The organism is Pseudoalteromonas xiamenensis (assembly GCF_030994125.1).
Lineage (GTDB): Bacteria > Pseudomonadota > Gammaproteobacteria > Enterobacterales > Alteromonadaceae > Pseudoalteromonas > Pseudoalteromonas xiamenensis_B.
Map to the genome: position 1 here is coordinate 3,529,488 of NZ_CP099917.1, position 26,951 is coordinate 3,556,438.

The 26,951-nt window shown below is 42.3% G+C and carries 30 protein-coding genes and 1 pseudogene; 19 read left to right on the forward strand and 12 right to left on the reverse strand.

Annotated features, from left to right (window positions below):
• The first annotated feature begins 17 nt into the window (after positions 1-17).
• On the forward strand, positions 18-1,760 hold the full coding sequence (locus NI389_RS16490; RefSeq protein ID WP_308360918.1) for a DEAD/DEAH box helicase: 1,743 nt from the start codon (positions 18-20) through the stop codon (positions 1,758-1,760).
• Here the strand turns inward: NI389_RS16490 and NI389_RS16495 are convergent.
• Positions 1,757-2,083: a ribonuclease E inhibitor RraB gene (locus NI389_RS16495; RefSeq protein ID WP_208843009.1), complete on the reverse strand. Its 327-nt coding sequence runs from the start codon at positions 2,081-2,083 to the stop codon at positions 1,757-1,759. The two genes, NI389_RS16490 and NI389_RS16495, sit on opposite strands and share 4 nt — an antisense overlap.
• Before the next feature lie 147 nt (positions 2,084-2,230).
• On the opposite strand from NI389_RS16495, the gene NI389_RS21150 reads away from it, so the two are divergent.
• The 4 genes from NI389_RS21150 (at position 2,231) to NI389_RS16515 (ending at position 8,575) form a co-directional block, all read left to right on the forward strand.
• A complete protein-coding gene (locus NI389_RS21150) occupies positions 2,231-3,229 on the forward strand; it encodes an autotransporter assembly complex protein TamA (RefSeq protein WP_372588605.1) in 999 nt (332 codons plus the stop codon).
• A complete protein-coding gene (locus NI389_RS16505; protein WP_372588606.1) occupies positions 3,127-3,948 on the forward strand; it encodes an autotransporter assembly complex protein TamA in 822 nt (273 codons plus the stop codon). Before NI389_RS21150 ends, NI389_RS16505 begins: the two co-directional genes overlap by 103 nt.
• A gap of 2 nt (positions 3,949-3,950) precedes the next feature.
• On the forward strand, positions 3,951-7,646 hold the full coding sequence (locus tag NI389_RS16510; protein ID WP_308360919.1) for a translocation/assembly module TamB domain-containing protein: 3,696 nt from the start codon (positions 3,951-3,953) through the stop codon (positions 7,644-7,646).
• A gap of 65 nt (positions 7,647-7,711) precedes the next feature.
• Positions 7,712-8,575: a peptidylprolyl isomerase gene (locus NI389_RS16515; RefSeq protein ID WP_308360920.1), complete on the forward strand. Its 864-nt coding sequence runs from the start codon at positions 7,712-7,714 to the stop codon at positions 8,573-8,575.
• Positions 8,576-8,631: 56 nt separating this feature from the next.
• On the opposite strand, the gene queF is transcribed toward NI389_RS16515, so the two are convergent.
• Positions 8,632-9,477, reverse strand: coding sequence for an NADPH-dependent 7-cyano-7-deazaguanine reductase QueF (gene queF / locus NI389_RS16520; RefSeq protein ID WP_308360921.1), 846 nt, complete (start codon positions 9,475-9,477; stop codon positions 8,632-8,634).
• A 59-nt stretch (positions 9,478-9,536) separates the two neighbouring features.
• On the opposite strand from queF, the gene syd reads away from it, so the two are divergent.
• Positions 9,537-10,055, forward strand: coding sequence for a SecY-interacting protein (gene syd / locus NI389_RS16525; RefSeq protein ID WP_308360922.1), 519 nt, complete (start codon positions 9,537-9,539; stop codon positions 10,053-10,055).
• Between the two features lie 66 nt (positions 10,056-10,121).
• Here the strand turns inward: syd and NI389_RS16530 are convergent, their stop codons facing one another.
• From NI389_RS16530 to NI389_RS16540, 3 genes are read right to left on the reverse strand one after another with little or no spacing between them, the layout of a single operon-like run.
• A complete protein-coding gene (locus NI389_RS16530) occupies positions 10,122-10,895 on the reverse strand; it encodes a Zn-ribbon-containing protein (RefSeq protein WP_308360923.1) in 774 nt (257 codons plus the stop codon).
• Complete coding sequence (locus NI389_RS16535; protein ID WP_308360924.1) at positions 10,896-11,171, reverse strand: hypothetical protein; 276 nt, start codon at positions 11,169-11,171, stop codon at positions 10,896-10,898.
• 59 nt (positions 11,172-11,230) lie between these two features.
• Positions 11,231-11,458, reverse strand: coding sequence for a DUF2789 family protein (locus NI389_RS16540; RefSeq protein WP_208843017.1), 228 nt, complete (start codon positions 11,456-11,458; stop codon positions 11,231-11,233).
• 91 nt (positions 11,459-11,549) lie between these two features.
• On the opposite strand from NI389_RS16540, the gene NI389_RS16545 reads away from it, so the two are divergent.
• The 8 genes from NI389_RS16545 (at position 11,550) to NI389_RS16580 (ending at position 20,303) form a co-directional block, all read left to right on the forward strand.
• Entirely contained in the window at positions 11,550-12,185 is a 636-nt protein-coding gene (locus NI389_RS16545) for a GNAT family N-acetyltransferase (protein ID WP_308360925.1), read from the forward strand.
• A 1,000-nt stretch (positions 12,186-13,185) separates the two neighbouring features.
• Complete coding sequence (locus NI389_RS16550) at positions 13,186-14,796, forward strand: diacylglycerol kinase family protein (RefSeq protein WP_308362581.1); 1,611 nt, start codon at positions 13,186-13,188, stop codon at positions 14,794-14,796.
• Between the two features lie 19 nt (positions 14,797-14,815).
• Positions 14,816-16,189 carry a sigma-54-dependent transcriptional regulator gene (locus NI389_RS16555; protein ID WP_308360926.1) on the forward strand — a complete coding sequence of 458 codons (1,374 nt, stop codon included), beginning with the start codon at positions 14,816-14,818 and terminating at the stop codon, positions 16,187-16,189.
• A 14-nt stretch (positions 16,190-16,203) separates the two neighbouring features.
• The gene (locus NI389_RS16560) at positions 16,204-16,410 is read left to right on the forward strand and encodes a histidine kinase (protein WP_308360927.1); all 207 of its coding nucleotides are present in this window, start codon (positions 16,204-16,206) and stop codon (positions 16,408-16,410) included.
• Entirely contained in the window at positions 16,407-17,879 is a 1,473-nt protein-coding gene (locus NI389_RS16565) for a sensor histidine kinase (RefSeq protein WP_308360928.1), read from the forward strand. The genes NI389_RS16560 and NI389_RS16565 overlap by 4 nt, the downstream gene beginning before the upstream one ends.
• A complete protein-coding gene (locus NI389_RS16570; RefSeq protein ID WP_308360929.1) occupies positions 17,872-18,318 on the forward strand; it encodes a response regulator in 447 nt (148 codons plus the stop codon). The genes NI389_RS16565 and NI389_RS16570 overlap by 8 nt, the downstream gene beginning before the upstream one ends.
• Positions 18,319-18,338: 20 nt before the next feature.
• The gene (locus NI389_RS16575) at positions 18,339-19,931 is read left to right on the forward strand and encodes an ATP-binding response regulator (protein ID WP_308360930.1); all 1,593 of its coding nucleotides are present in this window, start codon (positions 18,339-18,341) and stop codon (positions 19,929-19,931) included.
• A gap of 81 nt (positions 19,932-20,012) precedes the next feature.
• On the forward strand, positions 20,013-20,303 hold the full coding sequence (locus tag NI389_RS16580; protein WP_308362583.1) for a response regulator: 291 nt from the start codon (positions 20,013-20,015) through the stop codon (positions 20,301-20,303).
• Positions 20,304-20,324: 21 nt separating this feature from the next.
• On the opposite strand, the gene NI389_RS16585 is transcribed toward NI389_RS16580, so the two are convergent.
• From NI389_RS16585 to NI389_RS16605, 5 genes and pseudogenes are all read right to left on the reverse strand, one after another.
• Positions 20,325-20,567, reverse strand: coding sequence for a hypothetical protein (locus NI389_RS16585; protein WP_308360931.1), 243 nt, complete (start codon positions 20,565-20,567; stop codon positions 20,325-20,327).
• A gap of 30 nt (positions 20,568-20,597) precedes the next feature.
• Positions 20,598-21,020 carry a hypothetical protein gene (locus NI389_RS16590; protein ID WP_308360932.1) on the reverse strand — a complete coding sequence of 141 codons (423 nt, stop codon included), beginning with the start codon at positions 21,018-21,020 and terminating at the stop codon, positions 20,598-20,600.
• A gap of 1 nt (position 21,021) precedes the next feature.
• Positions 21,022-21,327: a DUF883 domain-containing protein gene (locus NI389_RS16595; RefSeq protein ID WP_308360933.1), complete on the reverse strand. Its 306-nt coding sequence runs from the start codon at positions 21,325-21,327 to the stop codon at positions 21,022-21,024.
• A gap of 337 nt (positions 21,328-21,664) precedes the next feature.
• Positions 21,665-22,177 (reverse strand): annotated as a pseudogene (locus tag NI389_RS16600) (porin family protein); the annotation flags it as partial.
• Between the two features lie 128 nt (positions 22,178-22,305).
• Positions 22,306-22,869 (reverse strand): BON domain-containing protein, encoded by a 564-nt coding sequence (locus NI389_RS16605; protein ID WP_308360934.1) that lies wholly within the window; start codon positions 22,867-22,869, stop codon positions 22,306-22,308.
• A 330-nt stretch (positions 22,870-23,199) separates the two neighbouring features.
• Between NI389_RS16605 and NI389_RS16610 the strand changes: the two genes are divergently transcribed.
• Entirely contained in the window at positions 23,200-23,646 is a 447-nt protein-coding gene (locus NI389_RS16610; protein WP_308360935.1) for a PA2169 family four-helix-bundle protein, read from the forward strand.
• 12 nt (positions 23,647-23,658) lie between these two features.
• Positions 23,659-23,823, forward strand: a complete 165-nt coding sequence (locus tag NI389_RS16615; RefSeq protein WP_308360936.1) for a DUF1328 domain-containing protein — start codon at positions 23,659-23,661, stop codon at positions 23,821-23,823.
• A gap of 37 nt (positions 23,824-23,860) precedes the next feature.
• Here the strand turns inward: NI389_RS16615 and NI389_RS16620 are convergent, their stop codons facing one another.
• Together NI389_RS16620 and NI389_RS16625 are read right to left on the reverse strand one after the other, a co-directional pair.
• The gene (locus NI389_RS16620) at positions 23,861-24,163 is read right to left on the reverse strand and encodes a DUF3301 domain-containing protein (protein WP_308360937.1); all 303 of its coding nucleotides are present in this window, start codon (positions 24,161-24,163) and stop codon (positions 23,861-23,863) included.
• A complete protein-coding gene (locus NI389_RS16625; protein WP_308360938.1) occupies positions 24,160-25,185 on the reverse strand; it encodes a DUF3549 family protein in 1,026 nt (341 codons plus the stop codon). Before NI389_RS16625 ends, NI389_RS16620 begins: the two co-directional genes overlap by 4 nt.
• 198 nt (positions 25,186-25,383) lie before the next feature.
• On the opposite strand from NI389_RS16625, the gene NI389_RS16630 reads away from it, so the two are divergent.
• The 3 genes from NI389_RS16630 to NI389_RS16640 are packed head-to-tail and all read left to right on the forward strand — an operon-like array spanning position 25,384 to position 26,904.
• On the forward strand, positions 25,384-25,704 hold the full coding sequence (locus tag NI389_RS16630) for a YqcC family protein (protein ID WP_308360939.1): 321 nt from the start codon (positions 25,384-25,386) through the stop codon (positions 25,702-25,704).
• A gap of 10 nt (positions 25,705-25,714) precedes the next feature.
• Positions 25,715-26,458: a tRNA pseudouridine(65) synthase TruC gene (gene truC, locus NI389_RS16635; RefSeq protein ID WP_308360940.1), complete on the forward strand. Its 744-nt coding sequence runs from the start codon at positions 25,715-25,717 to the stop codon at positions 26,456-26,458.
• A complete protein-coding gene (locus tag NI389_RS16640; protein ID WP_308360941.1) occupies positions 26,458-26,904 on the forward strand; it encodes a flavodoxin in 447 nt (148 codons plus the stop codon). Before truC ends, NI389_RS16640 begins: the two co-directional genes overlap by 1 nt.
• Positions 26,905-26,951: the final 47 nt, after the last annotated feature.

A 26,951-nucleotide genomic window follows, 5' to 3' on the forward strand; every position in this document is an offset into this window, starting at 1 on the left:
CTTTTTTATTTTTGTTTATGCAGTATTCTCTTCGTCCTTATCAACAGGAAGCGGTTGAACGAACCCTTCAACATTTTCGCAAGACCTCTAATCCTGCCGTCATCGTGCTGCCAACTGGGGCCGGGAAAAGTCTTGTTATCGCAGAACTCGCAAGACTAGCGAAACATAAAATCTTAGTACTCGCTCACGTCAAAGAGCTTGTTGAACAAAATGCAGACAAATACGAAAGTTTCGGATTAAAAGCCAGTATATTTTCAGCAGGACTTGGCGAAAAGTCGTTATCGGAACAAGTAACATTTGCAAGTATTCAATCTTTGGCGCGTAATCTAGCGCAATTAAACGAATATTATTCACTAATTATAGTAGATGAATGCCACCGCATTAGTGAAAATGACACAAGTCAGTATTGGCAAGTGATCAAGCAACTGCAAAAAAATAACGCAAATTTGAAGATTTTGGGACTAACCGCAACCCCGTATCGCCTAGGCACAGGTTGGATTTACTACGAGCATTACCATGGGTTTGTGCGTGGTGAAAAAAATGCAGTATTTAGTAAATGTATATTTGAACTACCGCTCAATTATATGATCAAGTCAGGCTATTTGTGCCCACCAGAATCCATTAACCCCGCTATAGAACATTATGATTTTTCATCAATTCAACCAAGTCCTCAAGGCAGTTATAGTGATGTTGAGTTGAACCGTTTATTGGAGCAGCAAACACGAGCCACATTTTCTATTGTTCAGGATATCGTTCAATTAAGCGAAATGCGGCGAGGTGTAATGATATTTGCCGCAACAGTAGAGCACGCTAGAGAAATTACGGGTTATTTACCGAGCGAGCAAACGGCACTTATCACTGGAGAGACAGCTAAGATTGAAAGAGCAAGTTTCATCGATGCATTTAAAACGCAAAAAATTAAATATTTAGTAAATGTTTCTGTATTAACAACCGGATTTGACGCTCCACACGTGGACGTTATTGCTATTTTACGACCGACGGAATCGATAAGCCTATATCAACAAATAGCGGGGAGGGGACTTCGTTTATTTCCAGATAAACAGGATTGCTTATTGATTGACTATGCAGGGAATCGATTTAACCTTTTTTATCCTGAAGTTGGGTCACCAAAGCCAGCTCCAGACACTGAGCCTGTGCAAGTACTTTGTCCGGGATGTGGGTTTGCAAACACGTTCTGGGGTAGGGTAGGTGCTGATGGTAAAGTAACGGAACATTTTGGACGTCGTTGCCAGGGATTGCTAGAAGATGATGAAACTTCAGTGCAATGTGATTTCCGATTTCGATTCAAAACGTGTAATGGTTGTGGTGCAGAAAATGACATTGCCGCGAAGCGCTGCCACCAATGTGCCTTGGTATTGGTTGATCCGGATGACAAACTGCGCGAAGCATTGAATTTAAAAAATGCGATGGTGATACGTTGTCAGGGTCTTTCAATCGAGAAAGAAAGTGGGCAGCGGTTTAAAGTCATTTATCACGATGAAGAAGGCGCTGAGCTCACTGAACGTTATGACTTTTCTAAATCGGCGAGTAAGCTGTGTTTTCAGCTCGACTATTTGAAGCGTTTACAAACGAAAAAACCAGATAGTGTGTTAGAAAGCGTAGAGGACGTAATTACAGCAGAGCGACTACTTGTCGCTCCGGATTTTGTGATTGCACACAAGCACAAACGTTTTGGTTGGCAGGTGACAGATAAGCTGTTTGACTACCAAGGTCGTTATAGAAGGGCCAACTCACTTTAGTCGGCAAGAATTCCCCAACCATCACCATAGCCATCGTGCTGATCTGCAATGCTTTCCAAGTATTGTTCTGTTTGGCTAAGTAGTTGATGTTCAGGTACCATTGTTACCGTTGTTTTTACTTCCCAAACTCCCGTATCAGGGCATTTTTGCAATTCCATTTTTGGCGCCAGTTCGTCTTCATTCATTGCTTTAATAAACGACTCAGCGCTTGGCTTCTGCTCGAATAAGATAAAGAAATCGACTGGTAAAAGTGTCGTCAAATCAATGCCAGCTTCAGCCATTTCGGCGAGTAACTGACCATTTTCGTCATTAGGATATTGCATTTGTATAACTCTGTGTTCGAATTGTCGCTATTGTCCGTGATTTACAGATAAATAAAAAGGGTAAGCTTGAAATTTAAGTTATACGTCTATGTGGCGTTAATTTTAAATATGTTAGTATGCACAAAACTCACTCAACGGAATGGTCTTTTGCGCTCGTTTTTCATTTTGCTTTCGCTACTGTGCGTCGTTTTTGTTTCTCCTTTGCGTGCAAATGAAGTTGTCAGTCTAAAATCCATCGAAGTACCAAACCTTCCTGACCCAATCACTAAAAACATTCGCATGTATCTCAACCCGCTTTTAAACAAAGGCATTGAGCAAATTAGTGCTGATTATGTCATCTCTCAAGCAGAACTCGCGTTAAGTGTGTTTGGCTATTATGAACCGGATGTGCAATTACAGTGGGCAAATGAAGGTACGGCTTTGATAGTTCAAGTATCTCTGAATAAGCAGCTCCATTGGAGCAAAGTATCGATAACTCTGTCAGGGGCAGGCAAACAGGATCCACTGTTGAATAAGCTTCTTGAGAGTCTGCCGTTAAAACAAGGTGAAGCAGTATCACATCAAACGTTTGATGCAAGTAAAAAACAGATAGAAGATGCCTTGCTTGAAATGGGCTTTTTTGATTTTAGATGGGTAAAGAGTCAATTAAGAGTTTCTAAAAAGGAAGCTAAGGCATCGGCTGTGTTGCACGTGGAGACTGGTGAACGTTATCAATTTGGCCAAGTTATTGTCTCTAAATCGACTCAAGCAGAGACATTTGTGTTGAGTTTAGCTCCTTTTTCCATTGGGCAGCCGTACCTTTCAGCTAAGTTATCGCAATACAGCTTGTCACTTAATCAAACACCCTATTTCAATTCCGTCAGGGTATACCCACTTTTAAACAATCGTAAAAATGGCAAAATAGATGTTCAAGTAGAAGTCGTAGATAAACCTGCTAATAGCTATGAAATTGGGGGGGATTCAGTACAGATCTTGGTGCAAAAATACGATTCAAGTGGAGTAAGCCGTGGATCTCTGATGACGGACATTATGTTGATACCAATTTGTCTGTTTCTCAAAAACAACGAGATGTTACAGCAAGTTATACAATACCTGTGGATGACCCAGTTGCAGATGTGTGGCGTATTAACACCGGTTATAAACTAGAAGATGAGCTGGTTGAGGACAATTTCAGTGAGGTTCTTACGGTCCAGCTACAACGTCAGTGGTTGACTTCATCTAATTGGGTCAGAACCGCATTTGTTCGCCGTGAAAAAGAAAACTATCGTTTGGAAGGCGTGTCTCGAACGACGCACATGACAATTCCTGGTATTAGCTGGGCGAAGAAGCAAAAACGTGGTGGCACGTTACCTACGTGGGGCGAAGAGCGATTGGTTGCAATTGAAGGCGCGAGTCAAAAATTGGCCTCTTCCAGTAACATGTTTCGAGTGCAATGGAAAAATGCGTGGCTGCGCAGCTATGAACGACACTATCTTTATACTCGGATTGATTTAGGGGCCATTATTAGCCCAGACATTACAGATATCCCATATTCTTTGCGTTTTTACGCAGGGGGCGATCAAAGTATCCGCGGGTTCGATTATCAAACCATATCGCCCACTGAAGACGATGTTAAAACCGGTGGTCGCTACATGGTGACAGGGGCAATGGAGTACCAATATCAATTCGCAGAAAAATGGCGAGCGGCGCTTTTTGTGGATGCCGGGACTGCAACGAATGATTTTAGTGAAGAAGTATCTGTTGGCGCAGGATTTGGGGTACGTTATTTGACGCCAATAGGCCCTGTTCGATTCGATTTAGCATGGCCACTTAATAGTGATAAAAGCAGTCCTCGGATTAGCATTGTTTTAGGGCCTGAAATATAACTATGAAAAATAGGCAGTTAAAAAAGTTATTTACTTTATTTGGGTATAGTTTCGTCGCAATAGCGACAATCTTATTTTGTATTGTATTTACAATTCCTGGCAACAAAGCAATAGCTTGGGTCGTCAATCACACCGTATCTGGCATCACAATTTCTCAATTAGAAAGCCGTTTCTATGACGATGAACCTTTTGCTCTTTCCTATCACAGCGAAGAGCTAGATCTTGAACTTACGGATCTTGCTATCGATCTTTCACCACGTGGAATAGTTAACTGGAAAATCCGAGCTAAGTTAGGTGAAGGCAGCGTAACTATTCGCAACAGCCAAGCAGCTCAATCAAGTGAAAATAGCCTAAACGAATCTGCATCGGTCATTACATTGCCAAATGTTTTTCTCGATTTGAATGTTTTGGTGGAAAAGTTCAATTATGCTGACCAAAACAACGAGTTGCAGATCAAGCACACCGAGTTTGAAGCAAGCATAAAGCAATCAGAAGTAAATATTAAACGTATTAACATTGCGGACATTGCACTACAACAAAATAAAAAGCCCGACGAGCCTGAACAAACAAGGTTCATAAAAGTGCCTAAATTAGAGCTACCCTCATCGCTGCCTATTGCATTTGATGTTTTCTTATCCACAGCCTCTGTCGAACAGATCCGTGTAACGTCGAACAGTGAAAATGGCGAAGTCTCTCCGCTCGTTATCCGTTCTGTAAAGGCGAATATTGCACTTAAGGACAACGTTGCGAGTGTCAAAAATGCCTCGTTGAGTATTGATGATGCCTCAATCTCGATGAGTGGATCTGGTTCATTATCTATGGTGGACTTCCATACACAGATAAAAGGAAACGGTCACACCCTTACAGCTGACCTTCAGGGCCCTTGGAACGCCGTAAATCTATCTTTAACCAGCGAAGCAAACCATCAGGGAATGCTGCATGCCCGTGTTAACCCGCTTGAAGACAATTGGCCATTTCAAGCGAAGCTAAACTTTGGTACTTGGCAGGATCTGCCTTTTATCACGCTGCCAGAGCTGAGTTCGCTAACGGGAACGGTCGAATTGGAAGGCAAAGTTGACGGCTATCAAGGCAATGCAAATTTGTCAGCGGTGCATGAAAAGCTCGGTGATTTGTCTTTGCAAACGGCTTTTTCAGGTTCACTTACTCAGTTCTCGTCAGCCGAAACGGTGATTGTAAGTGATTTCGTGAATGCAAAGGTTAACTTTAGTTTGGGGGTCGATAAAGGCCTAAGTCTTGAGGGCGGTATACAATGGCAAAACCTAAGAGTTGCTAAATTTGTGCCCTATCAAACTGATTTGTCGGGACATATGGCGTTTCAACTTATTACCTCTGACAAAGGTTACTCAATTAATGTCAACGATTTTTCGACAGAAGGTAATGCGGAAGGGTTGCCATTGGATGCGAAGTTGAGTGCGTCAGTAAACGAAAACTTCGATGTTAATATTCGCTCGCTAGATGCAACATTGGGTCAGAGCAAAGTAGCTTTATCTGGTTTAGTGGCGGATAAATTAGACATTAAGGGTGATTGGGATATCGATTTAAGCCCGACTACCGCTCTGCCTTATACGTTGATAGGAAAAGGGTCATTAAAAGTAAATGGGACACGTGTTTTACCTCGTCTTTTTCTAGACGCCACCTTTACACAGATGTCTTCACCTGATTTTGAACTCAATGATGTTGTTGCCTTTGTTGATTTTAATGAGAAAGGCAAAGAGGCGTTGAATGTGCGATTTGAAACACATAATGGCGTGGTTCAAGACATTAAGATTGATTCAGTCACAGCTCATGCACTAGGCACCTTAAAGGAACATAACATTGATATTAAGGTGCAAACTGAGTTGGGCGGGCTTAATTCAAGTATCGCAGGTAAATACCTATCAAATCGTTGGAGTGCCAAACTGAGTCAATCCGTATTAAAACTAAATGGGCACAATTTTATTCAGAGCGAAACGGCGAATCTGATGGTTGCAAAAGAAGGGGATTTCACCGTATCACCTCTGTGCTTTAAATCAGAGAAAGATACTTTCTGCTTGGATTCAAAGCGCGACAGTGCAGCACAGTTGTTTAATGCAAATGTAAAGTTGGATGACATCAATTTAGCCATAGTGAAGGACTTCATGCCTAAGGATATTAATATCCTGGGGCATTTGTCGGGCAAGGCAAGCTATCAGGCGAAAGGCAATCAAGAAACGTCATTGTTAGCTACTTTAACGAGTGAGAACACAACGGTATTGGTGTCACAAGAAGGCATTTTAAATGCGGTTGATTTCGGTACGATTGATTTAGATGTAAAAGGCAGCGGCGCGAAAATAAATGTGCAACTGCAAAATAAGCTGAGTCCTTTAGGTCATGTTTTCGCAAATATTGAAACCCAGCTTGGGCAAACTAAACCATCGCTTAATGCGGAGCTTGTACTTAACGGCATCAATTTAGGCTACCTAGACCCAATGCTTACCCAGCTTCTAAATCGTGAATTTAAATTACAAGGTGATTTATCGGGTGATGTAAAAGTACAAGGAGAGATGGAGTCTCCACAGTTCTTTGGTGATTTGCGTGTTACTGGCCTTGCTGCACAAAATGAGCGAAGCCCTGTAAAACTAAATGACTCAGAACTTGCAATTAATCTTAATGGGCAATCGATGCAAGTGCATGGTGCACTTAAAGATTTGGAAGCTGGAACGCTTAATCTCGATGGTGATGTGAATTGGCAGGATACATTGAACCTGGCCATGCGGGTAAACGGCAAGTCTTTTTGGTTACGTCCACAAGAAGGAGTCGAATTTAAAGTGGATACGGATGTTCGTCTAGATTGGACTGGCGATCAAGCGACCCTGCAGGGCAACGTGACAGTCCCCTACGGGCGAATTGCCATAAAGTCGTTACCAGAAGACGCGATTGCCGTTTCATCGGATCAAGTCTTCGTAGATGAAGCCGAATTGGAAACCGAATCTCTACCAGTGAAATATGATATTTCACTGCAAGTAGCCGTCGTGGATGATGTGAAAATCGATTCTTTTGGTCTAAAAAGTTACTTAAATGGGAGTTTGTTAATCAATAAACAAAACGACACACCTCTGGTGGGGAGTGGAGAGTTGTCTTTGGTGCAAGGTCAATTTCGTGCGTTTGGACAAGACTTAATTATCAGCAAAGGCCAAGTTGGGTTTAGTGGCGCATTAGATAAACCTTTCCTTCACGTAAATGCCATACGTAATCCACAAACTACCCAAGATGGTGTTATCGCGGGCGTACAGTTAACAGGTCTTGCAACAGAACCCGAATTAACCGTGTACTCGGAACCTGCGATGGACCAAGCGCAGGCGCTATCCTACCTATTAAATGGAAGACCATTAGGTGGTGATGATGCGGATAAAAGCGTGTTACTCGCAAACTTGTTGATAAGCCAAGGCCTTGGCCGAAGTGAGGGCTTATTACAAAAAGTGGGAAGCGGGGTCGGTTTGCAAGATGTAAATGTCGGTACTAAAGGCTCAGGGGTCGATACACAAGTTGAGTTGACTGGCTTTCTAACCCCAAGTGTGCAGGTAAGGTACAGTGTTGGGGTGTTTGACTCGTTGAGTGAGATTGCTGTGCGCTACCAGATTATGTCTAAATTGTATGTTGAAATTACGAGCGGCTTATACAACAGTATCGACCTGCTGTACCGTTTCGATTGGGAATAGAGTCGGTTTGGTTCACAAAAAAAGTCCATAGATAACCACAAAGTAAAAACAAAAAAGGTAATAAAATGAACGGATTTAAATCAATTATCGCCGCAGCGCTGATGGTGAGTTCTCAACAAGCCTACTGTCATTTGTCGCCTCATGAAATTATTCAAAAAGCGCCACCAACTGCATGGCGTACAGTAGACAATGAAAACGTGTTACGGATCACTCTTCCTAGCGGTCATGTGTATGTGGAGTTAAACCCTGAGTTAGCGCCTGGTCATGTGGGCAACATCAAAGCGCTTGCACGAGAAGGCTTTTATAAGGGACTTAGCGTTTATCGATTTGTTGAAGGCTTTGTCGCGCAAGGTGGTGATGCCGAGGAATCTAAAACACCTAAAATAGGTAAAAAAGCCATTCCTAGTGAATTTGCGTTGTCTACTAAGCAACCGCTTGCTATCAATAAATTGGGTTATAAAGATGGCTATTCGGCAACGACCGGTTTTTATCATGGCTTTGCCGTCGCGCAGAATGCAGAGGGCACAAAAACGTGGCAAACACATTGCACAGGAGCATTTGCAATGGCCCGTGGTGATGGACCTGATACGGGCGGAACGGAGTTTTATATCACTCTAGCGCCTCAGCGATATCTTGATCTGAATATCACGGTTTTTGGACGTGTGTTAGCGGGCATGGAGCACGTTCAAAAATTGGACCGAGAAGCGGTAGAAGGTAAGGTGTTTAACCCAATCACTGATGTGGTTGTTTTGAACGATGTTGCATCATCGGATAATACCAAATTTCAGGTAATGAACACGGAATCGGATGATTTTAGTGCATTAATTAAAGCCAGAGCACATCGGCCAGAAGCGTGGTTTTTAACTAGACCAGATTTTACGGATGTTTGTTCCGTTGCAATACCAACCAAACGCTTAGAAAAAGTATAAAGTCGTAAAGTCGATGTTGCGAGCAACAAGCACACTGCTCGCAACATCTATGCACATTATTGGCGATTAGTGCGAACGTTCAGTGTCGTCGTTGCACTGTCTGTTGATCGAAACGGGTTGATGTCTAATCCACCACGACGAGTGTATCGAGCACATACTTCTAACTTTTCAAAAGCAAAAGCATTTTGCAAGTCACAAAAAATCCGCTCCACGCATTGCTCATGAAACTCGTTATGGCTTCGGAATGAAATCAGGTATTTCAATAAGCCTTCTCGGCAAATTTCTCGTCCGGTATAACGAATTATGATACTCGCCCAATCGGGTTGGGAGGTGATCAGACAGTTTGACTTAAGCAAGTGGCTATACAGCGTTTCAGTAACGACATCATCACTCTTTGACGCCAATAACGCTGTGGATGGCGAATAGGTTTCAACTTCAATATCAAGGTCATCAAGACACTCCCCAGGTAATGCACCAAAAGGAAGACAGTTAAAATCGTCTGCTTTGAACAGGTTCACAATAACATTTGAATTTGATGCTTTTGATAGATCACGTGTAAGTGTTTCTTTTACGGTATCAAAAGTATCAAAGCGTGTTTGATTGAAACTGTTTAGATATAATTTAAATGACTTAGATTCAATGATCGAAGGGCTCGTACATGGAAATGCAAACGTTGCAACAGCTACTTCAGGTTTTCCTTTTGCATTTAACCAAGAAAGTTCATAGCCTGTCCAAATGTCTTCACCTTTAAATGGTAATGCGTCATCACTCACGTTGATTTGATCGCGATTTAGCTTTCTTGCGATAGGGTGTAACAATGAGGCGTCGTACTGGTCTGCATATTCCGTCGTTTTACCTAAAACGGAGGCTTTTAGTTCTGGTGCGTTGCTGTAGTCTGTCATGTTCAATTTAATCTCGTTACAATGACGCAATTATAACAATTTATACTGGTGTTCACAGCATGTCTGAGACTTTGTTATTGCAACAAACTTTAAACCAATTTAATCAACTACACCCAACGACTTTTCATGATGATGCGTGGCCGAGTCCTTGTGAGATCGGGGGAGTTCTCGACGATGAGCAAATAGCATGGCGACCCGTAGTTCGAGAAGGTGAGTCTCTGAGCGCATTGGCCAAGGCACTAGAAGTGCAGTTTCCTATTGCACTGCATCAATTCTACTGCGAGTTTTTTGCACCTAATATTCAAGCGACCTTCGAAGGTCATGGCATCGAGTTAATTCAACCATGGTCAAAAGATGATTTTGAACGTTTGCAAGAAAACATTACAGGACATGTATTGATGAAGCGACGTTTAAAACAGCCTGAGACAGTGTTCATCGGTTTGACTGAGCAGGACGATGTACTCATTACCATAGAGCTGGCAACGGGTAAGGTGTGCCTAGAGCAACTTGGCAAAAAACCACATCATGTGCTCGCAAGCAGTCTAGAAGCGTTTGTAGAGCAGCTTTCTATTACATAATGCAGGATAAGTTCACTTGTAAAAACAATGCAGGTGAACTTACCCGCTTGTGGGAATGATTCTGGTTTACTGGAAATCCCACGATAAATTTGAGACGAGTTGGCAGCTGTCACAGCGAAAATTGAAAAGACCAAACCAAGGTTCAGGCAAAGCCCAATCGCCATTACAGCTTGGACACTTGCGAGCGAGCTCGGCGTTTAAGCTTTCTCCCCCAACGCGATACAAATAGTAATAGACTGGTTTTTGAGTCAAATAACGAATACGCTTGCTTAAATCTAAGCCACGCCTTGATAGATCACTCGTTGGATCTGAGATCTCATGGAGTGCAGGAAATTCGCAACGCGTCGCGCCGTTTATTTGGATTTGATCGCATGCTTGCCAATCTTCTTGCCATTTTATGAGGGCTTTGTAATCCCCGTTTGCAATAGCTGGGATCTTGTATAAAGGTACCGGTTGGAAATCATCACCGCAGTAAAGTGGACTGCAGGTGTGTACGTAAGTCGTATACAAAATAAAACAGCTCGACTCCTGACACATATCCGCGCCGTTCGAATGTATATCTTGCCCAATTACTTTCACTTTTGGTGCAAGTAACCCTGCTTCTTGCAGCAATCCAACGCTGTGTTTGACGAAAGGGCTGTGGTTAAGTGGGTGAAGAGAATCTTCCTCCGGGCACATGACTCTGGTGATAAAGAAACCATCTTTCAATACCGTGGGAAATTCTTCACCAATAATTTGGCCGTTAAAGCGAAGTGCATTTACCACTCGGTTTATGGCAGCTTCCGCGTTGTCTAAGGTTGTGTCTTGGTAGCAATCGAAGGTTAAATCAACGACAAACATTTAGGCATCCTTATCGAGTAAAGCAAGGAGTTTGTCCAATTTCGCCTCGATCCTATCCAGCTGGGATTGGTGTTGTAAATCTGTCTTCGCTGTGGAACTAAAGGATGGTTTTTGGAGTTTTGCAACACCTTCAGGATCCTGCTTATAAGCAGCGATACCCGCAATAATTGTCGGCATTGGTACTGGCGATTTTAGTCTGGATTTCGTCGTCGCGACGGTAGGTGTTTTGCCTTCAGCAATTAGCGATAACAAGGCATCTAATACGATAGGATCCATGCGCTTTACTTACAGAAAATAAAGCGCATGTTATCAAGGTATGAGCGATTTTACACACACTATCTGAGCATACTATCTAGTTCATCTATTACTTCACTCCATGCACCATCTTCTCTTAGCGATTCCTCAATAAAGTGTTTTTGTGAGTCTGTCCAAAAAGGGGCATCAGATAATGAAATGCTGGCCTCAAGCCAATGTTGCTCTACGAACTTATCAATGTGTTGTTGCCCATTAGGTAAACCAAGTTGGGCAAACAAACTCTCTATAGAAGGCGTAGTTGTATCCATTTTTGTCCTCCGTTTGATTAAAAATCACACACTAACTATAGTTGGAACAGCGCATATCGCGAATGTTTAGAATAACAATAAAGGAACGATTATGAATGTAGAATTACAGACTGAGTTAACCATTCGGTATGTGAGTCCAGAAGACACAAATGTTGCAGCGAGTTTGTTGTATCAAGCCTATCATGATGACCCAGTGCTTCGCAGTGTCTTAGATTCAAGCAATGAAACGAAGTTTGAGACGAAACTCAGGGCGTTGATCCGCGAAGAGTTGTCGAGCTTTGGACAGGGGCAGCAGCCAATGATTGGTTTGTATGAAGACGACCGATTGCGCGCGGTGGCGTGCCTAATTGAAGCGGACAGCGAGTTGCAAGCTCAGCGCTATTGGCACTGGCGATTACGATTGATGATGAGTGCGGGATATCTGCAAACTCAAGCCCTTATAGACAAAGAATCGGCAATTCGAGAAGCTCTAGCACCATGTGGGCACTATTTCTTCCTCGCTTTTATTGCCGTAGACCCGCATGTACATGGACGAGGGTTTGGTAAAGCCCTGCTGCAAGGGTTGGAAGAAATGATCCTCGACGTACCTGCCGCGTCTGGAATTGGCGTGTTCGTTACTCATGAAAAGCATCAGTCGTTTTTCGCGCATTTGGGTTATCAGGTTCACGACATTTTGGAGTTCAATAAAGTCCGTGGCGAAGTCATGTTTAAAGCAATAGCAAAGTAAAACGCGTTGGGTAAATTGGAAATTGAGGTGTGAGATATATCTCACAAGGTTGTAAGTAGTAGAGGAATAAGCCACACATTGTGGCTTATTTTTTTATTTAAAATATATTAAAAACAATTAGATATAATTTGTTTCTTTAATATGACTAAATTTGAATTTGAATTGATAGCTTGGATTGGCGGACATATGTCCTATTATATATATCGTCAAGACGACAGAAGGACACGGCAGGAAGCCTAGGACAGGACGTCAAAGACAGCGGAAGTTAGAATGGATTCACAAGGATTGAATTGTAGTGAATAGGAAGTTCACTAGTTAGGATAGCAAAGGACGAGCAGGGAGCGATGGGGTAAAACTACTGGATGTGGTTGGCATGGATGATACCTCGTACGGACAGCAAGAAGCATTCACGGACGTTTTAAAAAGGAATGAACACAGGGCTGTGTTTAAGGGACGCAAGTAGGATGCAGCGAAATACGCAGGGTGCGTTAGTGATGGATCACAATGGAGTGACGGCGGGTATACTGGACACATACCCGATCAGGGGAGATAAAATGGACCTATCCGAGGAATGGATACCAAAATAGGATTACTAGAGATTGAGGCGCGACTTTTGTTTGCGCCTTAGTTTTTTCTGCGTTTGACAACAATTCGACTCTGCGTGGTGAGGAGTGTTTCACCTCGTTTTTTCATACTAATTATGTCTGTTCTAGATATTTACGCGTAAACATGTGCAATCTAAGATTCGCTCTTTCACTTACCTTGTCTTCCAAGTCGATCATGCCGCCGACCCGCTATAGAGAGTTGCGAAACCAAAGATTACTTTTTCACGGGTTCAGCAAACCCATTTTAGAGCGCAACGAAGCTGTATAACATAATGGGTAGGTAAGGATTTATTTTAGACCCGAGTAATCAGTTGTGGTTAAGGAACAAAAAGCTACAGTAAAGGTTCAACCTGAAAGTGCAAGGATATACCACAAGAGGGAGAGCTTACGTGAAAATGTTCAAATACAATCTTGTTATCTCATTATTGTTGGCTTTATGTGTAGTCTTCTTTAAAAACTCTTGGCTTGTTTATCCGTTGCTCTGGGCATTCAGTGCTGTAGCGCTCATATCAGCAGCTTATTTATTTAATCGGCCAACCATTTTTAGAAAGCGTAGTACTGGTGAAATACCACTTTTAGTAAAAATCGTTTTACTGCCTTACCTGTTTGTCGCTCAATCCTACAATTGGATTGTTTGCAGACAAAAAGGTCATGTAGCCTGTTCAAAGTTAAGCGAAAACGTCTTTGTTGCGAGCCGACTTTCAACATCGGATGTGCCAATGCTGAGAGCCGAGGGGATCTCAGCCATATTAGATGTTACCGCTGAATACGATGGTCTTAACTTAAGTCAAAGCGATGAAGGATTTTTCTACCTCAATATTCCCATTCTCGATCATCATATTCCTAGTCCAGCTCAACTAGCGCAAGCGCTCGCTTGGATTGAAGTTATGCATAGCGAATCGCGCCGTGTTGTAGTGCACTGTGCACTTGGGCGAGGTCGCTCAGTGTTTGTCTGTGCTGCCTATTTTTTAGCGCAAAGTGCCTCTTCGAACACAGACACAGTAATGGAAAGTATTCAACAACACAGAATAAAGGCTCGTTTGAACAAACAACAACGCCGAGCCCTAACTGCTTTACATCAAAATGATCTCTTACAACATAAAGAACGGCTTGGAATGTTGGTCAATCCAGTAGCAGGCGGTGGAAAATGGATGAAGTACGAAAACGATATTCTGGGGTATTTAACCACACGCTATCGCTTAGTGATTGCTAAAACGCAGGTAGATAAAACACCCCGCGAATCGGCTCAGCTGTTGTTTAACGAGCATGAGTTAGACGTTTTTGTAGCCGGAGGTGGTGACGGCACGCTCGCTGCAGCGTCCGAAGTTGCAATGGAAAATCAATGCACATTTGGGATACTTCCACTCGGTACTGCAAACTCACTTGCTCATGTTTTACAAGGTGTGGTCACTAAATTTGATCCGATTGATAGGGCTTGTCGTACTTTACTTTTTGGTAAATTACAGAATATCGACACAATAGAGTGTAATGGCATAACCATGTTGCTCGTGGCGGCGATTGGAATTGAAGCAAAAATGATTGCCGACTCAGACCGAGAAAGTAAAAATGAGCAAGGCCAGTTCGCTTATATCCGACATTTCATGAATGCCTTGTTGGACAATGACCACATACAAGTACGGGTTACTGTGGATGAAAATAAAACGCAGGTCGTGCATTGTGCAAGTCTGGTTGTTGCGAACGCAGCACCTAAAGTCACTATTCTAGCGCAAGGAGGACGCACTGAACCGGACTATCAAGACGGTCAGTTGGACGTAACAATTGTACCTCATCGAGAAAATGTGCAAGACTACTTAAGTGTTGCTCAAGTGCTACTCGGTGAAAAACCAAGTAACGACAACACGGTGCGCCATTTTTGTTGTAAGAAAGTGCATTTGCAATTTCAAGAAAAGCTAAATGTTGCAATTGATGGCGAAGTGCATCAATTTGACAAAATGTCCTTTGAAATTAGACCAAAAAGCTTGGTTATGATGGTGCCAAGTGCGTGAAGTTCAGCAAGGAGAGTAAGTGAAAACCGTTTTATTAGTGGATGATGACGATCAGTTTGTTCAAATAGCGGCACGTATATTGGAACATCTAGGGTGCCTGTGCGACATATCATTAAGTGTGGAAGAAGCGCAAGCACTGCTCCAACATCAACATTACGATCATCTCTTCATCGATTTCATGCTGCCAGATGGCAGTGGACTCCATCTTGTGGATTGGTTACGAAAGCAAGGGAGTCAAGTTCCAGTGACGCTCATTTCCGGGCACCCATCTGTAAAAACAGCGCTTGAAAAGTTGTGTGTAGATGGCATCACTCATTTATTGAAGCCTCTCATTGCGGAAGACTTCGCGAGTATTTTGTCTCCCAAGAAAAAACCTGTAACTACAAGCAAACTCCATTTTGGTTGTTTGATAGGCGATTCGCCGGCGATGAACCAACTTTATGACTTAATTGCGCGAGTGGCGAAAACAAATGCTAATGTCATGCTTCAGGGAGAAAGTGGGGTAGGTAAGGAAATGGTTGCGCAGGCTATTCACAATTCCAGTGAAGTTGAAGGGAAATATGTTGGCGTTAACTGCGGCGCAATTGCAAAAGAATTAATCGGCAGCGAGCTGTTTGGGCATGAAAAAGGTGCCTTTACAGGCGCAGTATCGCAAAAAATGGGTGTGTTTGAACAGGCGAATAAGGGGACATTATTCCTTGATGAAGTGACGGAAATGCCGATTGATTTGCAGCCGAACCTACTTAGGGTTTTGGAAACTAATTCTCTCACCCGAGTTGGCGGCACGTCAGTAATAAAAACAAATTGCCGTATAATTTCCGCGACAAACCGCACAATGGAAGAACTGGCGAGCCAAAATGTGATCCGGGAAGATATTTATTTCCGACTTGCCGTTTTTCCTATCACGATTCCGCCGTTGAGAGATCGCAAAGAAGATATCCCTCTGTTGGTCGCATTTTTCCTCGACAAATTTAATCAACAAGGAAACACGCGGTATGAAGTAAGCGAACAAGATCTGGAAAAACTGAGTTTCTATGATTGGCCAGGTAATGTTCGCGAGCTAAAGCATTGTGTTCATCGGGCTTATATTTTGGCCGATCAGACCACAAATAAGCTGGTGTTTGACAACGCATTTTCATCCCCCTTTTCAGTGTTTTCCTCACAGCGATCTGAGCCTAGTCTCAATGAGTTATCAAATAATATCGTGGCACCTTCATCGGGGTCCACTTTGCACAATGTGCAGGCAGGGAAAACGATAGAAGAAGTTGAAAAGGCGCTTATTTTTGAAACACTGAAATCGGTGGATGGCAACAAGACTTCTGCAGCTAAGATGCTTGGGATAAGTACAAAAACACTGTACAACCGTCTTACAAGTTATCAAATCACAGAATAAAGATAAGGACTATTATGGATGACACCATGAAGCAGGATGAACTCTTGCATGATGTCAGAAAGACACTCAATCAAATTTCGATGAACGCGGAGCTGTTAAAACTGATCAACTCAACTGGACCTGAAAATGAAGAAATACAAGGCATCGCCGATAACATCTTAAAAAGTGTGTTGGATTGCAGTGAGTTACTTAAAGCGCTTAACTCCAAGGAAGCGCGATGAGTTCTTTAGTGAATGCCTTTAATAGACTGTCCTCAAGCTTGTTAAGTGTTTGGTTAGCGATGGCAATTTGCATTGGTTTTCTGGTTAGTAACGTTGTTGTCGGTTTTAAAAATGTTGAAGACTTGGACTCGTTGCAAAAAGGGATGGAAAACACAAGTGAGTTAATTTTAGCAATCGACAATTTACATGTAGCATCGTTAAACGCCGAGTCGAGTATTAAGTCTTACTTACTGACAAAAGAAACATCGACGCTTGGACCATTGCTTGAAAGTTTAACTGAGCTTGATGAAAACATTGCCAGAGTAACGGCAGAAAAATCAGAAAGTCTCCCACAACAAAAACGAATAAAAACATACTTAAATACCGCTATTCTTCAGGTATCTCAACTTAAACAACATGCAGACAAAGCGAGCGAAGACAAGCAAAGCGCGTTGGCGCTGGTCAGAACAATTGAAAAAACGGCGTTAGATCTTAGACAGCAATATAACCGGATTATTGAGGAAGAAACGGCGATTCGTGACATCCAGCGTAACTTTTTGAACAAAGTGAAGCGCGGGGCCATTAGCAACATCGTGTGGTTTGCCTTTATCAGTATTTCGTTAGTGTTACTCACGATGGCCTTGGTGTTTAAGAATTTACGCGACTCAAAGCGAGCAGAAATTTCGTTATCAAATGCGAATGCAGATCTTGAGCTCAAAGTGCAAGCTAGAACCGCTAAGCTTCAGCTACTGGCTGATGAACTTAACAAAAGTAATCGTGAACTTGAAGATTTTGCGTTTGTTGCTTCACATGACTTACAAGAGCCGCTGAGAAAAATTCAGGCTTTTAGTGACCGTTTGGAAAACAGTTATCGAAGCGAGTTAGATGGCAGAGGTCGAGACTACCTAATGCGAATGAAGAATGCAGCTGCAAGGATGTCTGTGCTTATCAATGATTTACTCGCCCTGTCCAGGGTCGCGACTAAAAGAAAACCGTTTGTGACTCAACCTCTTAATCCAATCGTCGATGGAGCGCTAGACGATTTGGAAGTGGTAATAGAAGAAACAAAGGCAAACATTGAAATTGCATCATTACCGACCGTGAGTTGTGATGACAGTCAGCTCAGACAATTGTTTTTTAACTTGATAGCCAATGCGCTGAAATTCAGAAAATCAAATGTGGTGCCTGAAATATCCATCGCAGAAGTGCCGACGGACAACCTCCAAAGTGTTTGCATCTTAGTGAAAGACAATGGAATTGGCTTTGATCCACAATATGAAGAAAAAATTTTCTCGCCTTTCCAACGTTTACATGAACGTTCTGAATATCCAGGAACCGGAATAGGTCTAACGCTTTGTCGTCGAATTGTGGAGCGACATGGCGGAGTAATTACCTGTCATTCTGAGGTGGATGCAGGTGCTTCTTTTTACATCACATTGCAACGTGATATACAACCGACAATAAATACAGAGATCCCAGATTATGAATAGAAAAGCCATTCCAATAAAAATACTCATGGCTGACGACGACGAAGACGATCAATTACTTACACGGGACGCACTGGCTGAAAGTCGAGTGTTGAATGCAATTGAATTTGTTAAAGATGGCGAACAGCTACTTAATTACCTGAGAAATGACCCTCCCTATGATGATATTTCAAAGTATGTGCGGCCTGATTTAATTTTACTCGATTTGAATATGCCAAAGATGGATGGTCGAGAAGCGCTTGAACAGATAAAGCAAGACGCGAGCTTGCGTTCGATCCCCGTTGTTATCTTAACCACGTCACTTCAAGAAGAAGATAAGTTGAAAGGATATGATTTGGGCGCAGCATCGTACATTAGTAAACCTGTTGATTTTCAAGGCCTTGTTACATTGATGAGAGAGCTTGGCAAATATTGGATAGAGATAGTCGAATTACCTAGATAGTTTAAGCGAAAGGAAGCAATGTGAACCGAGAGCACGTAAGTCAAAGTCTAAATGCCAAACACGTTAAAATACTTTTAGTCGAAGATGATGAAGATGATTTTGTGTTGACTGAGGACCGGCTTTCAGACATCGCTGACTTTCATTTCGACATCTCCTGGCACCGCCGTCTAGATGGTGCAATCGCTGCGCTTATTGACGAGTCATTCGATCTTTGTTTATTGGATTTTCGTCTAGGCCATGAGAGTGGTTTATCTCTTCTCAAAATAGCGAAAGAAAATCACGTCGAAACGCCTATTATTATGCTGACCGGTCAGGCTGATGCAGCGTTAGATGAAGCTGCAATGCAAGCCGGAGCTGAAGATTTTGTCGTGAAATCTGAACTCGGCAATGCTCGATTTATTCGGGCAATTCGATATGCACTTGCTCGGAAGGAACTAAAAAGAGAGCGAGTGGAACGACTAAAAGCGGAGGCTGAAAACCGTGCCAAAGATCAATTCCTAGCCCATTTGAGCCACGAATTAAGGACCCCACTGACCTCTATTTTGGGTTACACACAATTGTTAATGCGCCAAAATGTTCAGCAAGAAATCCGCTCTGAATTAGGGATTATATATAACAATGGTGAACATCTTTTAAAGCTGCTTGATGATGTGCTTGACTTATCAAAGCTTCAATCAAGCACAATCCGATTAGAAAACACACCTACAAATGTAAACGCACTTATCCATAATTTAAGTGATATATTCCAGTTAAATGCGCAAAGTAAAGGTTTGCAATTTACCATCGTAAATCGTTCGCCGGAAGATTATTGGATTTTGTGTGACCAAACACGTTTAAAGCAAATCTTAATTAACTTGTTGTATAACGCCATTAAATTTACGTTTTCTGGTGAAGTTTGTTTGGACGTAACACAAAAAGACGGACAACTTACTTGTCTTGTGCGAGACACTGGCATTGGGATTCCTGAAGAAGATCTCGCTAGAATTTTTGAACCTTTCAGTCAAGTTCAGAATGTGACAAGTAAAGCCCATGAAGGCGCTGGACTAGGTCTTGCCATTAGTGCTAATTTGGTTGAACTCATGGGTGGAACCCTAAAAGTTGAATCAAAGCTCGGCGAAGGGAGCTGTTTTTCTTTTACAGTTCCAAGTGAACTTTGTGAAAATACGCCTTTAGATTTAGACCATTCTTACGATCCTAATCTGCTCAATTGGCAGGCAAAACCTCATACCAAGATATTAGTCGTGGAAGACAATCTCGACATCCAACAGCTAGTTAAGCGACATGTTGAAGACTGGGGATTTAACGTAGATGTTGCAAGCAATGGTGTTGAGGCTATTCACAAACTGGAACAGGGTATTTCAAACTACGCGATGATCTTACTCGACCTGCATTTGCCACAGATGGATGGCAGGCAAGTTCTCGCCTCACTCTATTCTAAGAACTTGTCAATTCCGGTCATTGCGGTAACCGCAGCAGCACAAGCGAGCACTCGTAAAGAGTTAAGTGCTTTGGGTTGTCTTGATGTCATCAATAAACCAATAGAGCCAATGTTATTGAAAGCTGCTATTGTCAAAGTGATAGAGCGCATTGATGAACTGAAGATGATACCATAAAGCGTGTTTTGGTCTGAAAGAATCCCGTGATACCATAAAGCGTGTTTTGGTCGTGGAAGATGACGAAGATAGTCGAAAATTATTAGAGCGTTTGTTAAGCGCTATGGGCTTAATTGTTCAGGGGTTGGAAGTGCTAGACACTGCAAAGAGACATTATCGTCAGAACCGTGGGACTTGGTGTTGATGGATATTGGGCTCCCCGATGAAAATGGCCTTGATTTGGCGACTCAACTTCGTTTGCAATACCCTAACATGCGAATTGCCATCACCAGCGGTTACGAACCCGACAAGGCAAAAATGGAAAAGTTAGGTATTGAACATGTTTTACTTAAGCCGGTAAGTGTGGACATGCTCAAATCGTGTTTGTCATAACGAGGCGTATGTGAAACATGTTTATAATGCTCGTTTTATCAATACAGCCCAACGTAGAAGCTGTCGTTTAGGTAGCTTAGTTAGAGTCAATGCGAGTATGGCGATTGAGCTAATCCCGACTGGCGTCATTAATTGAGTTTTCATCAGCTTCAACGTATCCGCTTTCTTCGAATGACAATATTGACGTTGCCATTCGAAAGCAGCTTTTTTCTTACGGCTTTTCAGGTGACATTGAGCCCAAATCCAGTTTGACAATCGAGTCATTTTCAAAGCTCCCAATCAACAAAAGAGGGTTTAAGGTATATTGATGTGTTCGTCATCTTGAAATATTGAGCGAGCTGAGGCGCTAAATAGACTCATTGCTGTCGAAATTAAATAATACATAATGAACACGTTTATCGTCATTAAAAGGCCTGCACTCACAAGCCAGTTCACCCCTAAGTAGACTAAGGAGTAGGCGAGTAACGCATGTAAGCAAAACCACAATACAACACCCACTGTAACGGCAAAGCAGAGCAAGCAAAAAGCAATAAGCAGTACACGCAAGTTGGCTTTCCACTTAGCTTGTAATGCACCAATCCCTTTTTTCAGGAGGTCTTGGTAAGCAGACGATGTGTCTTGTAGGCTATTTAATAACACATGCCAATTATCTTCACTGCCCCCCTGCGCAGACGCAGAGGGACGTTGTGTGTTTAGGGAGGTCTTTGTCGAGTTCATACTATTTTTTTCCCACAAGCAGTGTCGTTAATACACCAATAGTGAAAGCGACACCTGCGGTCGCAATGGGGTTTTCGCTCGCATAACGTTTCAATTCTGATTTGTTCCATTTCTTCTTCAGATCAGTGACTTGAGCATCAAAAGCTTGTTTTGAATGCTCACTCTTATCACGAATGGTTGTTTCTGCGTTGGCCGTTGTTTCGTGTAGTGCATCAACTGAATTGTGCAATGTTTTCGCTAGGTTATCTGAGACAGGGTGCTCGCCATTTGCACCATTACCTTTAGTTGGTTGAGTTGAAGTTGCCATGTTTCTTTCCTTATAACGAATGATTCTTCTCTTTGATAACTGCAAGATGGTTGCCATTTATTTTTTCATTTAAAACAATAGGATAGGTTTTTATGGAACGGTGAGCCAGTATGTTTTTCAGGTATCGTGTAAAAATTACCGACTAAAAATAACAAGGTAGTTTTGGATAGACTTCGTTATGAAATTCCGTTGTATTGTTTAAAGAGGGGGAAGTTAAGGATTTGAGCGTGATGAGTCTTGTTTCAATCTAGGAAGAACGCTACGGCGCTCGATGTCATCTACAAAAAAAGTGCGCATAGGCGCACTTAAAGGGTCTAAAGGGGAAATACTGAGCAACTTAGAACGTGTACTCTAAAGAAATTGAGGCAACATCGAGGTCAGGTTCAATATTCTCTTCAAGTTCGTAACGCAAGTACTCTAACCGCACGCCTAAATTTGAGGAAAGATCGAAACCGATGCCCGCGCCATAGAACCAGTCTCCACCGCTACTATTTGAGGAGATTCGCCCAAGTGCAGGGACATCTGCATAGAATTCACCATCCCACTCGAACCAGCCACCTTTTGCATATAGGCTTACGTAATCTGTAATTGGCGCGATAAAACGAGTACCGAGCGTAAATCCATCAAACTCCGCATAGTTGTCTATATCGCTTGCTTCATCGAAGTTTTCATAGCCAAGCTCGACACTCCAATACGGCGTGAGGTAAGTCCCAACGTACGCTTTGAGCATACTTGAATCGTCGTCAAACTCCATGTCTCGTTCTCTATCTTCCCATTGGAGAGAATATTGACCGTAGCCAATACCTGCGTAGACATCAAATTGTTCAACGGGCTTTTTATTTATGGCCGCGGTAGCGGAGAGAGAAAGTGGCGACTGAGATGAGTAGTAGTTTCGTCAATGATTTTTTCATAGTTTGTCCTTAGCGTTTACGAGAGAGAAGTGGGCAACATTGCCCACTTTTAGGTGATACGTCCGAATTATTCGCTTACGATTTCCAATTCATCGTTCACGCTGGTCACGTCAGATGCGTTCTTAGCAATCGTAATTGCAAGATCTTTTTCCGCTTCGCTTGCGACCGTACCGGTCAGAGTAACTTTACGGTTAACTACGTCGACATCAATATCGGTTCCGTCGACATCACCATCAAAAAGAAAACGTGTTTTAATGACCGTTGCGATCTTCGCGTCGGTGAAATCGGCACCTTTGTCATTTTTTTCCAATGCTTTCGTTTCCGTGTTGTTACTTTTTACAATCGTAAGGTCGTTTTTGACGTCTTTAACGCCATCAATGCCTACGATGAGTTCTTCAGCGAGTTTTTTCTCAACGCTGTTTTCTACTTTTCCGGTCAGAGTTACCACACCGTTTTTCACGTCCGTATTAATATCAAAGTTGTTCAACTCGCCGTTAAATAACAAGGTTGCTTCAGCTTTGCCATCAATCCATGCATCATTTGCTTCCTTTTCCCAGCTATTTTGTGCTGCAAAAACTGGAGCGGTCATTAAAGTTGTCGAAATTACACCTGCAATAATTAGCTTGTTCATAACTTACTCTCCTTTGAAGTTTGTTCGAGTTAACTATTGCAGACAGTGTGCCAAAATATAAGTTGTTGAAAAATAAATAAAAGTTGATTTTATTGTAATTGTTGAATGTGATTTGATGAGAATGGTAAGAAAAATATTCCGGTAAAAATTTCACTGTGGATATTCATTTTTAGTTAATGAAAAAATTACCGAGGTGTAATGGTTGCCATTGAAATATTTACCGAAGTATTAAATCATGATTTTTAAAAGTATATAAAATACAAAAGGTTATAATTTGGCCTGTAAATTGAAAGGAGTGATATGACTTGATTAAATAAAAGGAGCATTATAATGACACTTTCAAATTATAACTTTGAAGCAGTGAAATCACTTATTCGAGTTTTAAACAGTGGAATTGATTTTTACAAAAAAGCAGCAAGCGAAACGACAGACAATCGATATAACGATGTATTTTCGAGAATGATCACGGAAAAAGTAAGAGCTATAGCATTGCTACAACCTTTTGTCGTCGCGGACGAAGGCAGTATTGAAGAGGGCAATGCGCTTGCGGTAGAAATTCGTGAGTCTTACACTCACCTTATTGGCATGTTTAAAAAAGACAACATCCACCTTTACTTAAGTCAGCTAGAGGAACTTGAAGACAAAGTACTAGAAAAGGTGAATAAAGCGCTCGCTACAACAGTGCCTGCACCTTGTGAAGCAGCACTATATCAAATTAAAGAGCGCATGAAGCTATGTCATGACGAAATGCGTGCACTTGACGTTATCACACAATAGGAGGGAAGCGTTATGTTAAGCTGGGCAGTAACATTCTTAATTCTAGCATTAATCGCAGCGGCATTCGGGTTTGGTGGTATAGCAGGCGCAGCTGCAGGTATGGCAAAAATACTTTTCTTTATTTTTGTTGTTCTAACCGTAATTTCATTTATTTTTGGCCGAAGAAAAGTACCTTAAAGAGCTAAATTGAAAAAGGAAGCAATTGCTTCCTTTTTTATCGGATGCGATGTGGAGGAATATCGACTTTAACGAGTCGTTCGTTTTCTAAGTACAGCAAACCCTGGTAGACGGAATCACCATCAGAACAAAACTCAAAAACAAACTCGGCTTTAATTCCGGGTTTGCCCGTTCGGTTGATACCTAAACGAAATCGTTTCATCGCAACACTCAGTAGTTGGACGTTCAATGACTCGGCCTGACGCTCTGCGTGTACTTTTGCGGCGTCAGCAACGACGCGACTCATCCAGAATGAGGCAATCACTGCCGCCACTGCCATTATCATCCATAGTGTTATCATGCGTTAAATAACTTTCCTATTGCGCGCGAAAGCGTTTCGCTGCGACTTGGTGCTCTAAGAATGCTTAATACTTGGGGGCGAAGCGCTGGAATTGCAACCAAATCTGCAAATACACCTGCGAAAAAGTCACCTTCACCTACTTGCGCTGCGTTATCTAACAATGCATATAGTCGCTCAGGCAAGATAAATGTTTGCCATAATCTTCCCACTAAAATGAGCAAAATTTCTCTATCAGTTGCAAAAACGCTATCCAGTGTGTTGTCTACGCATTTTTCTAAAATACCTTTCGACGAAGAACCACTAATCGCTCTTAGACTATTGATCAACATTGCTTTATTCTGGTTTTCAAGTGCATCGTCAATGCTTTTCGACATTAACTCTGTGACGGAAACTGAAATCGCAACGTGTTCTAACATCGCTGCCAGCGTATTTTGAACTTCTCCAGGAAGTACCTGCCAGTGAGACTGCAAAAGTGCTTGGTTTTGTCCGTGCTCTAAACGCATCGCAAAATCCGCTAAGCCCTGTACCGCGAGTGTTTGCCAATCATGAATGAGTGGTGCATGGAAATAGTTTTCCACTGCTTCATAATACTGTGAGGCAGGACGTTTTATTTCTACTTTCATCAAGGCGTTGAATGCGGCTAGTTTGTTGGCATTCGGTGTAAATACATACGGATTGTTATCCAATTTACCATCCGCATCTTCGCTGGTAAGCTCTGTGCCAAGTGCCTCTAACACTAAATTCGCGAAATGATCACGTGTAGCCAAAACCAGCTTACTTTGTTCGTCAATCGGGAATTTTAAAAACCAGACATATGGGTCTTGCGTGGCATTTTTATCCCAGAATTGAATGGCTATGTGGGCATGGCCCATTAACGGGAAAGGATAGGGGCGTGCGCCAAGTTCTATTTGTGTAAATTCAGCTTTATCGAGTTTAGTGATACGTCGGCCGACGTCATAAGCACGCCATTGTGTGCCTGCCGCTTCTAAGAGTTCACCTAATGTCGAAATATTTGAATTCATTGTTTATTACCGTCTTTTGATTACTTACACCAAACTATCTTGGTCGTGTTGAATACGGCGGGAATTGCTCGAAGTCACAAAACATTCCCACGATGCCGCCTACTCTTATTATACTGGTTTCGCTGAGAATTTAGAATGTTGGGAAGTCTTCTTATTCAAGGTACAATTACACGCATGTTTAGTTAGATGGGGTTTACAATGCAAAATCGCTACGAATTAATCGCTGATTTGTTGGTTGCGCTGCAGCTCGCCATGCATGAAGAAAATCTGTGGCAAAGTGCTCCCTTGAGTCACAGTGCTTATAATTCTAGTGCACCCTTTTGCTGCGATACGATGACATTTGGGCAGTGGCTACAATTTGTTTTTATTCCCAAAATGAATGAACTCATCAAAAGTGAACAAGCATTACCCACTCAACTTTCACTACTCCCAATGCTTGAAGTGAGCTACCCAAATTCACAAAAACTGAGCAGTGTATACAGCGTGATTACGCGACTTGATACCCTATTTACAAAGTAGTAAACGAACTATGCAAGATGAATTAGAAATTTTGTACCAGGATGCGCATTTTGTTGCTATTAACAAGCCGTCTGGTTTATTAGTCCATCGATCATTCCTCGACAAACGAGAAACTCGTTTTGCAATGCAGATGCTTCGAGATCAAATTGGTCAACACGTGTTTCCTGTCCATCGTTTGGATAGACCAACGTCAGGCGTACTATTGTTTGCTCTAAGCTCGGAAGATGCTCGAGTCATCAATCAATTGTTTATCGAAGGAACTATTCAAAAACGTTACCTAGCATTAACGAGAGGTTTTGCACCAGAGGAAGTAACCCTCGATAAGCCACTAAAAGAAGAGTTGGACAAAATTGCAGATAAGTTCGCTCAGCAAGACAAAGAAGCTCAGCCTGCAGTTACGGATTTTCGCTGTTTATACCAAGCGTCGTTACCCATCCCACTGGGTAAATTTCCTACCGTCCGATATAGTCTCGTCGAGTGTTTTCCAAAAACAGGTCGAAAACATCAAATAAGGCGCCATCTTAAGCACTTAGCTCATCCAATTATTGGTGATGTAAATCATGGTGACAACACGCAAAATCATTTTTTCTATGATGAGTTTGGTGTACAACGTTTGATGTTATTTGCAACTCGACTTAGTTTTGTACATCCTTATACCAATGAACCGATTGTCATACGAGCAAATCTTGGTGAAGAGATGCTTAAAGTGTGTGAAAAATTAGGTTGGCCAACGACAGAAGAGGAATATCAATAATGGCACACGTCGCAATATTTGTGGGGAGTATGTACGGTAACGCAGAAGGTCTGGCGGAAAAGATCCAGTCGGTTTTAGTTACTGCAGGTCATGAAGTAAACGTTTACTCGTCTGCAACTATCGCCGATTTAACAGCAGCAAGCAATGCATTATTTGTCAGCTCAACGACGGGCCAAGGCGATATTCCGGACAACTTGCAACCACTGTTTTTACAAATGCAAAGTCAGTTTCCAATGATGACCGGCAAGTTATGCGGTGTCATAGCGCTTGGTGACAGCAGTTATGGCGATACCTACTGCGGAGCGGGGCGTCAAATTGACGCACTACTTCAGGAACTCAATGCGACATTGCCCGTAAAACGCCTTGATGTTGATGCTTGTGAGTATTTTGAACCATGGGAAGCTGCAGAAACTTGGGTCGCTGATTGGATAACGCACCTCAGTTAGCATAAAACGAGCAGTGATAGTGATGTGCTAGGTAGAATGTAAAAAGG

What these genes read in the sequence shown, in the direction of transcription:
- NI389_RS16490 (WP_308360918.1), top strand. Translation starts at nt 18, where the DNA reads ATGCAGTATTCTCTTCGTCCTTATCAACAGGAAGCGGTTGAACGAACC.
- NI389_RS16495 (WP_208843009.1), bottom strand. Translation starts at nt 2,083, where the DNA reads ATGCAATATCCTAATGACGAAAATGGTCAGTTACTCGCCGAAATGGCT.
- NI389_RS16510 (WP_308360919.1), top strand. Translation starts at nt 3,951, where the DNA reads ATGAAAAATAGGCAGTTAAAAAAGTTATTTACTTTATTTGGGTATAGT.
- NI389_RS16515 (WP_308360920.1), top strand. Translation starts at nt 7,712, where the DNA reads ATGAACGGATTTAAATCAATTATCGCCGCAGCGCTGATGGTGAGTTCT.
- queF (WP_308360921.1), bottom strand. Translation starts at nt 9,477, where the DNA reads ATGACAGACTACAGCAACGCACCAGAACTAAAAGCCTCCGTTTTAGGT.
- syd (WP_308360922.1), top strand. Translation starts at nt 9,537, where the DNA reads ATGTCTGAGACTTTGTTATTGCAACAAACTTTAAACCAATTTAATCAA.
- NI389_RS16530 (WP_308360923.1), bottom strand. Translation starts at nt 10,895, where the DNA reads ATGTTTGTCGTTGATTTAACCTTCGATTGCTACCAAGACACAACCTTA.
- NI389_RS16535 (WP_308360924.1), bottom strand. Translation starts at nt 11,171, where the DNA reads ATGGATCCTATCGTATTAGATGCCTTGTTATCGCTAATTGCTGAAGGC.
- NI389_RS16540 (WP_208843017.1), bottom strand. Translation starts at nt 11,458, where the DNA reads ATGGATACAACTACGCCTTCTATAGAGAGTTTGTTTGCCCAACTTGGT.
- NI389_RS16545 (WP_308360925.1), top strand. Translation starts at nt 11,550, where the DNA reads ATGAATGTAGAATTACAGACTGAGTTAACCATTCGGTATGTGAGTCCA.
- NI389_RS16550 (WP_308362581.1), top strand. Translation starts at nt 13,186, where the DNA reads ATGTTCAAATACAATCTTGTTATCTCATTATTGTTGGCTTTATGTGTA.
- NI389_RS16560 (WP_308360927.1), top strand. Translation starts at nt 16,204, where the DNA reads ATGGATGACACCATGAAGCAGGATGAACTCTTGCATGATGTCAGAAAG.
- NI389_RS16565 (WP_308360928.1), top strand. Translation starts at nt 16,407, where the DNA reads ATGAGTTCTTTAGTGAATGCCTTTAATAGACTGTCCTCAAGCTTGTTA.
- NI389_RS16570 (WP_308360929.1), top strand. Translation starts at nt 17,872, where the DNA reads ATGAATAGAAAAGCCATTCCAATAAAAATACTCATGGCTGACGACGAC.
- NI389_RS16585 (WP_308360931.1), bottom strand. Translation starts at nt 20,567, where the DNA reads ATGACTCGATTGTCAAACTGGATTTGGGCTCAATGTCACCTGAAAAGC.
- NI389_RS16590 (WP_308360932.1), bottom strand. Translation starts at nt 21,020, where the DNA reads ATGAACTCGACAAAGACCTCCCTAAACACACAACGTCCCTCTGCGTCT.
- NI389_RS16595 (WP_308360933.1), bottom strand. Translation starts at nt 21,327, where the DNA reads ATGGCAACTTCAACTCAACCAACTAAAGGTAATGGTGCAAATGGCGAG.
- NI389_RS16605 (WP_308360934.1), bottom strand. Translation starts at nt 22,869, where the DNA reads ATGAACAAGCTAATTATTGCAGGTGTAATTTCGACAACTTTAATGACC.
- NI389_RS16610 (WP_308360935.1), top strand. Translation starts at nt 23,200, where the DNA reads ATGACACTTTCAAATTATAACTTTGAAGCAGTGAAATCACTTATTCGA.
- NI389_RS16615 (WP_308360936.1), top strand. Translation starts at nt 23,659, where the DNA reads ATGTTAAGCTGGGCAGTAACATTCTTAATTCTAGCATTAATCGCAGCG.
- NI389_RS16620 (WP_308360937.1), bottom strand. Translation starts at nt 24,163, where the DNA reads ATGATAACACTATGGATGATAATGGCAGTGGCGGCAGTGATTGCCTCA.
- NI389_RS16625 (WP_308360938.1), bottom strand. Translation starts at nt 25,185, where the DNA reads ATGAATTCAAATATTTCGACATTAGGTGAACTCTTAGAAGCGGCAGGC.
- NI389_RS16630 (WP_308360939.1), top strand. Translation starts at nt 25,384, where the DNA reads ATGCAAAATCGCTACGAATTAATCGCTGATTTGTTGGTTGCGCTGCAG.
- truC (WP_308360940.1), top strand. Translation starts at nt 25,715, where the DNA reads ATGCAAGATGAATTAGAAATTTTGTACCAGGATGCGCATTTTGTTGCT.
- NI389_RS16640 (WP_308360941.1), top strand. Translation starts at nt 26,458, where the DNA reads ATGGCACACGTCGCAATATTTGTGGGGAGTATGTACGGTAACGCAGAA.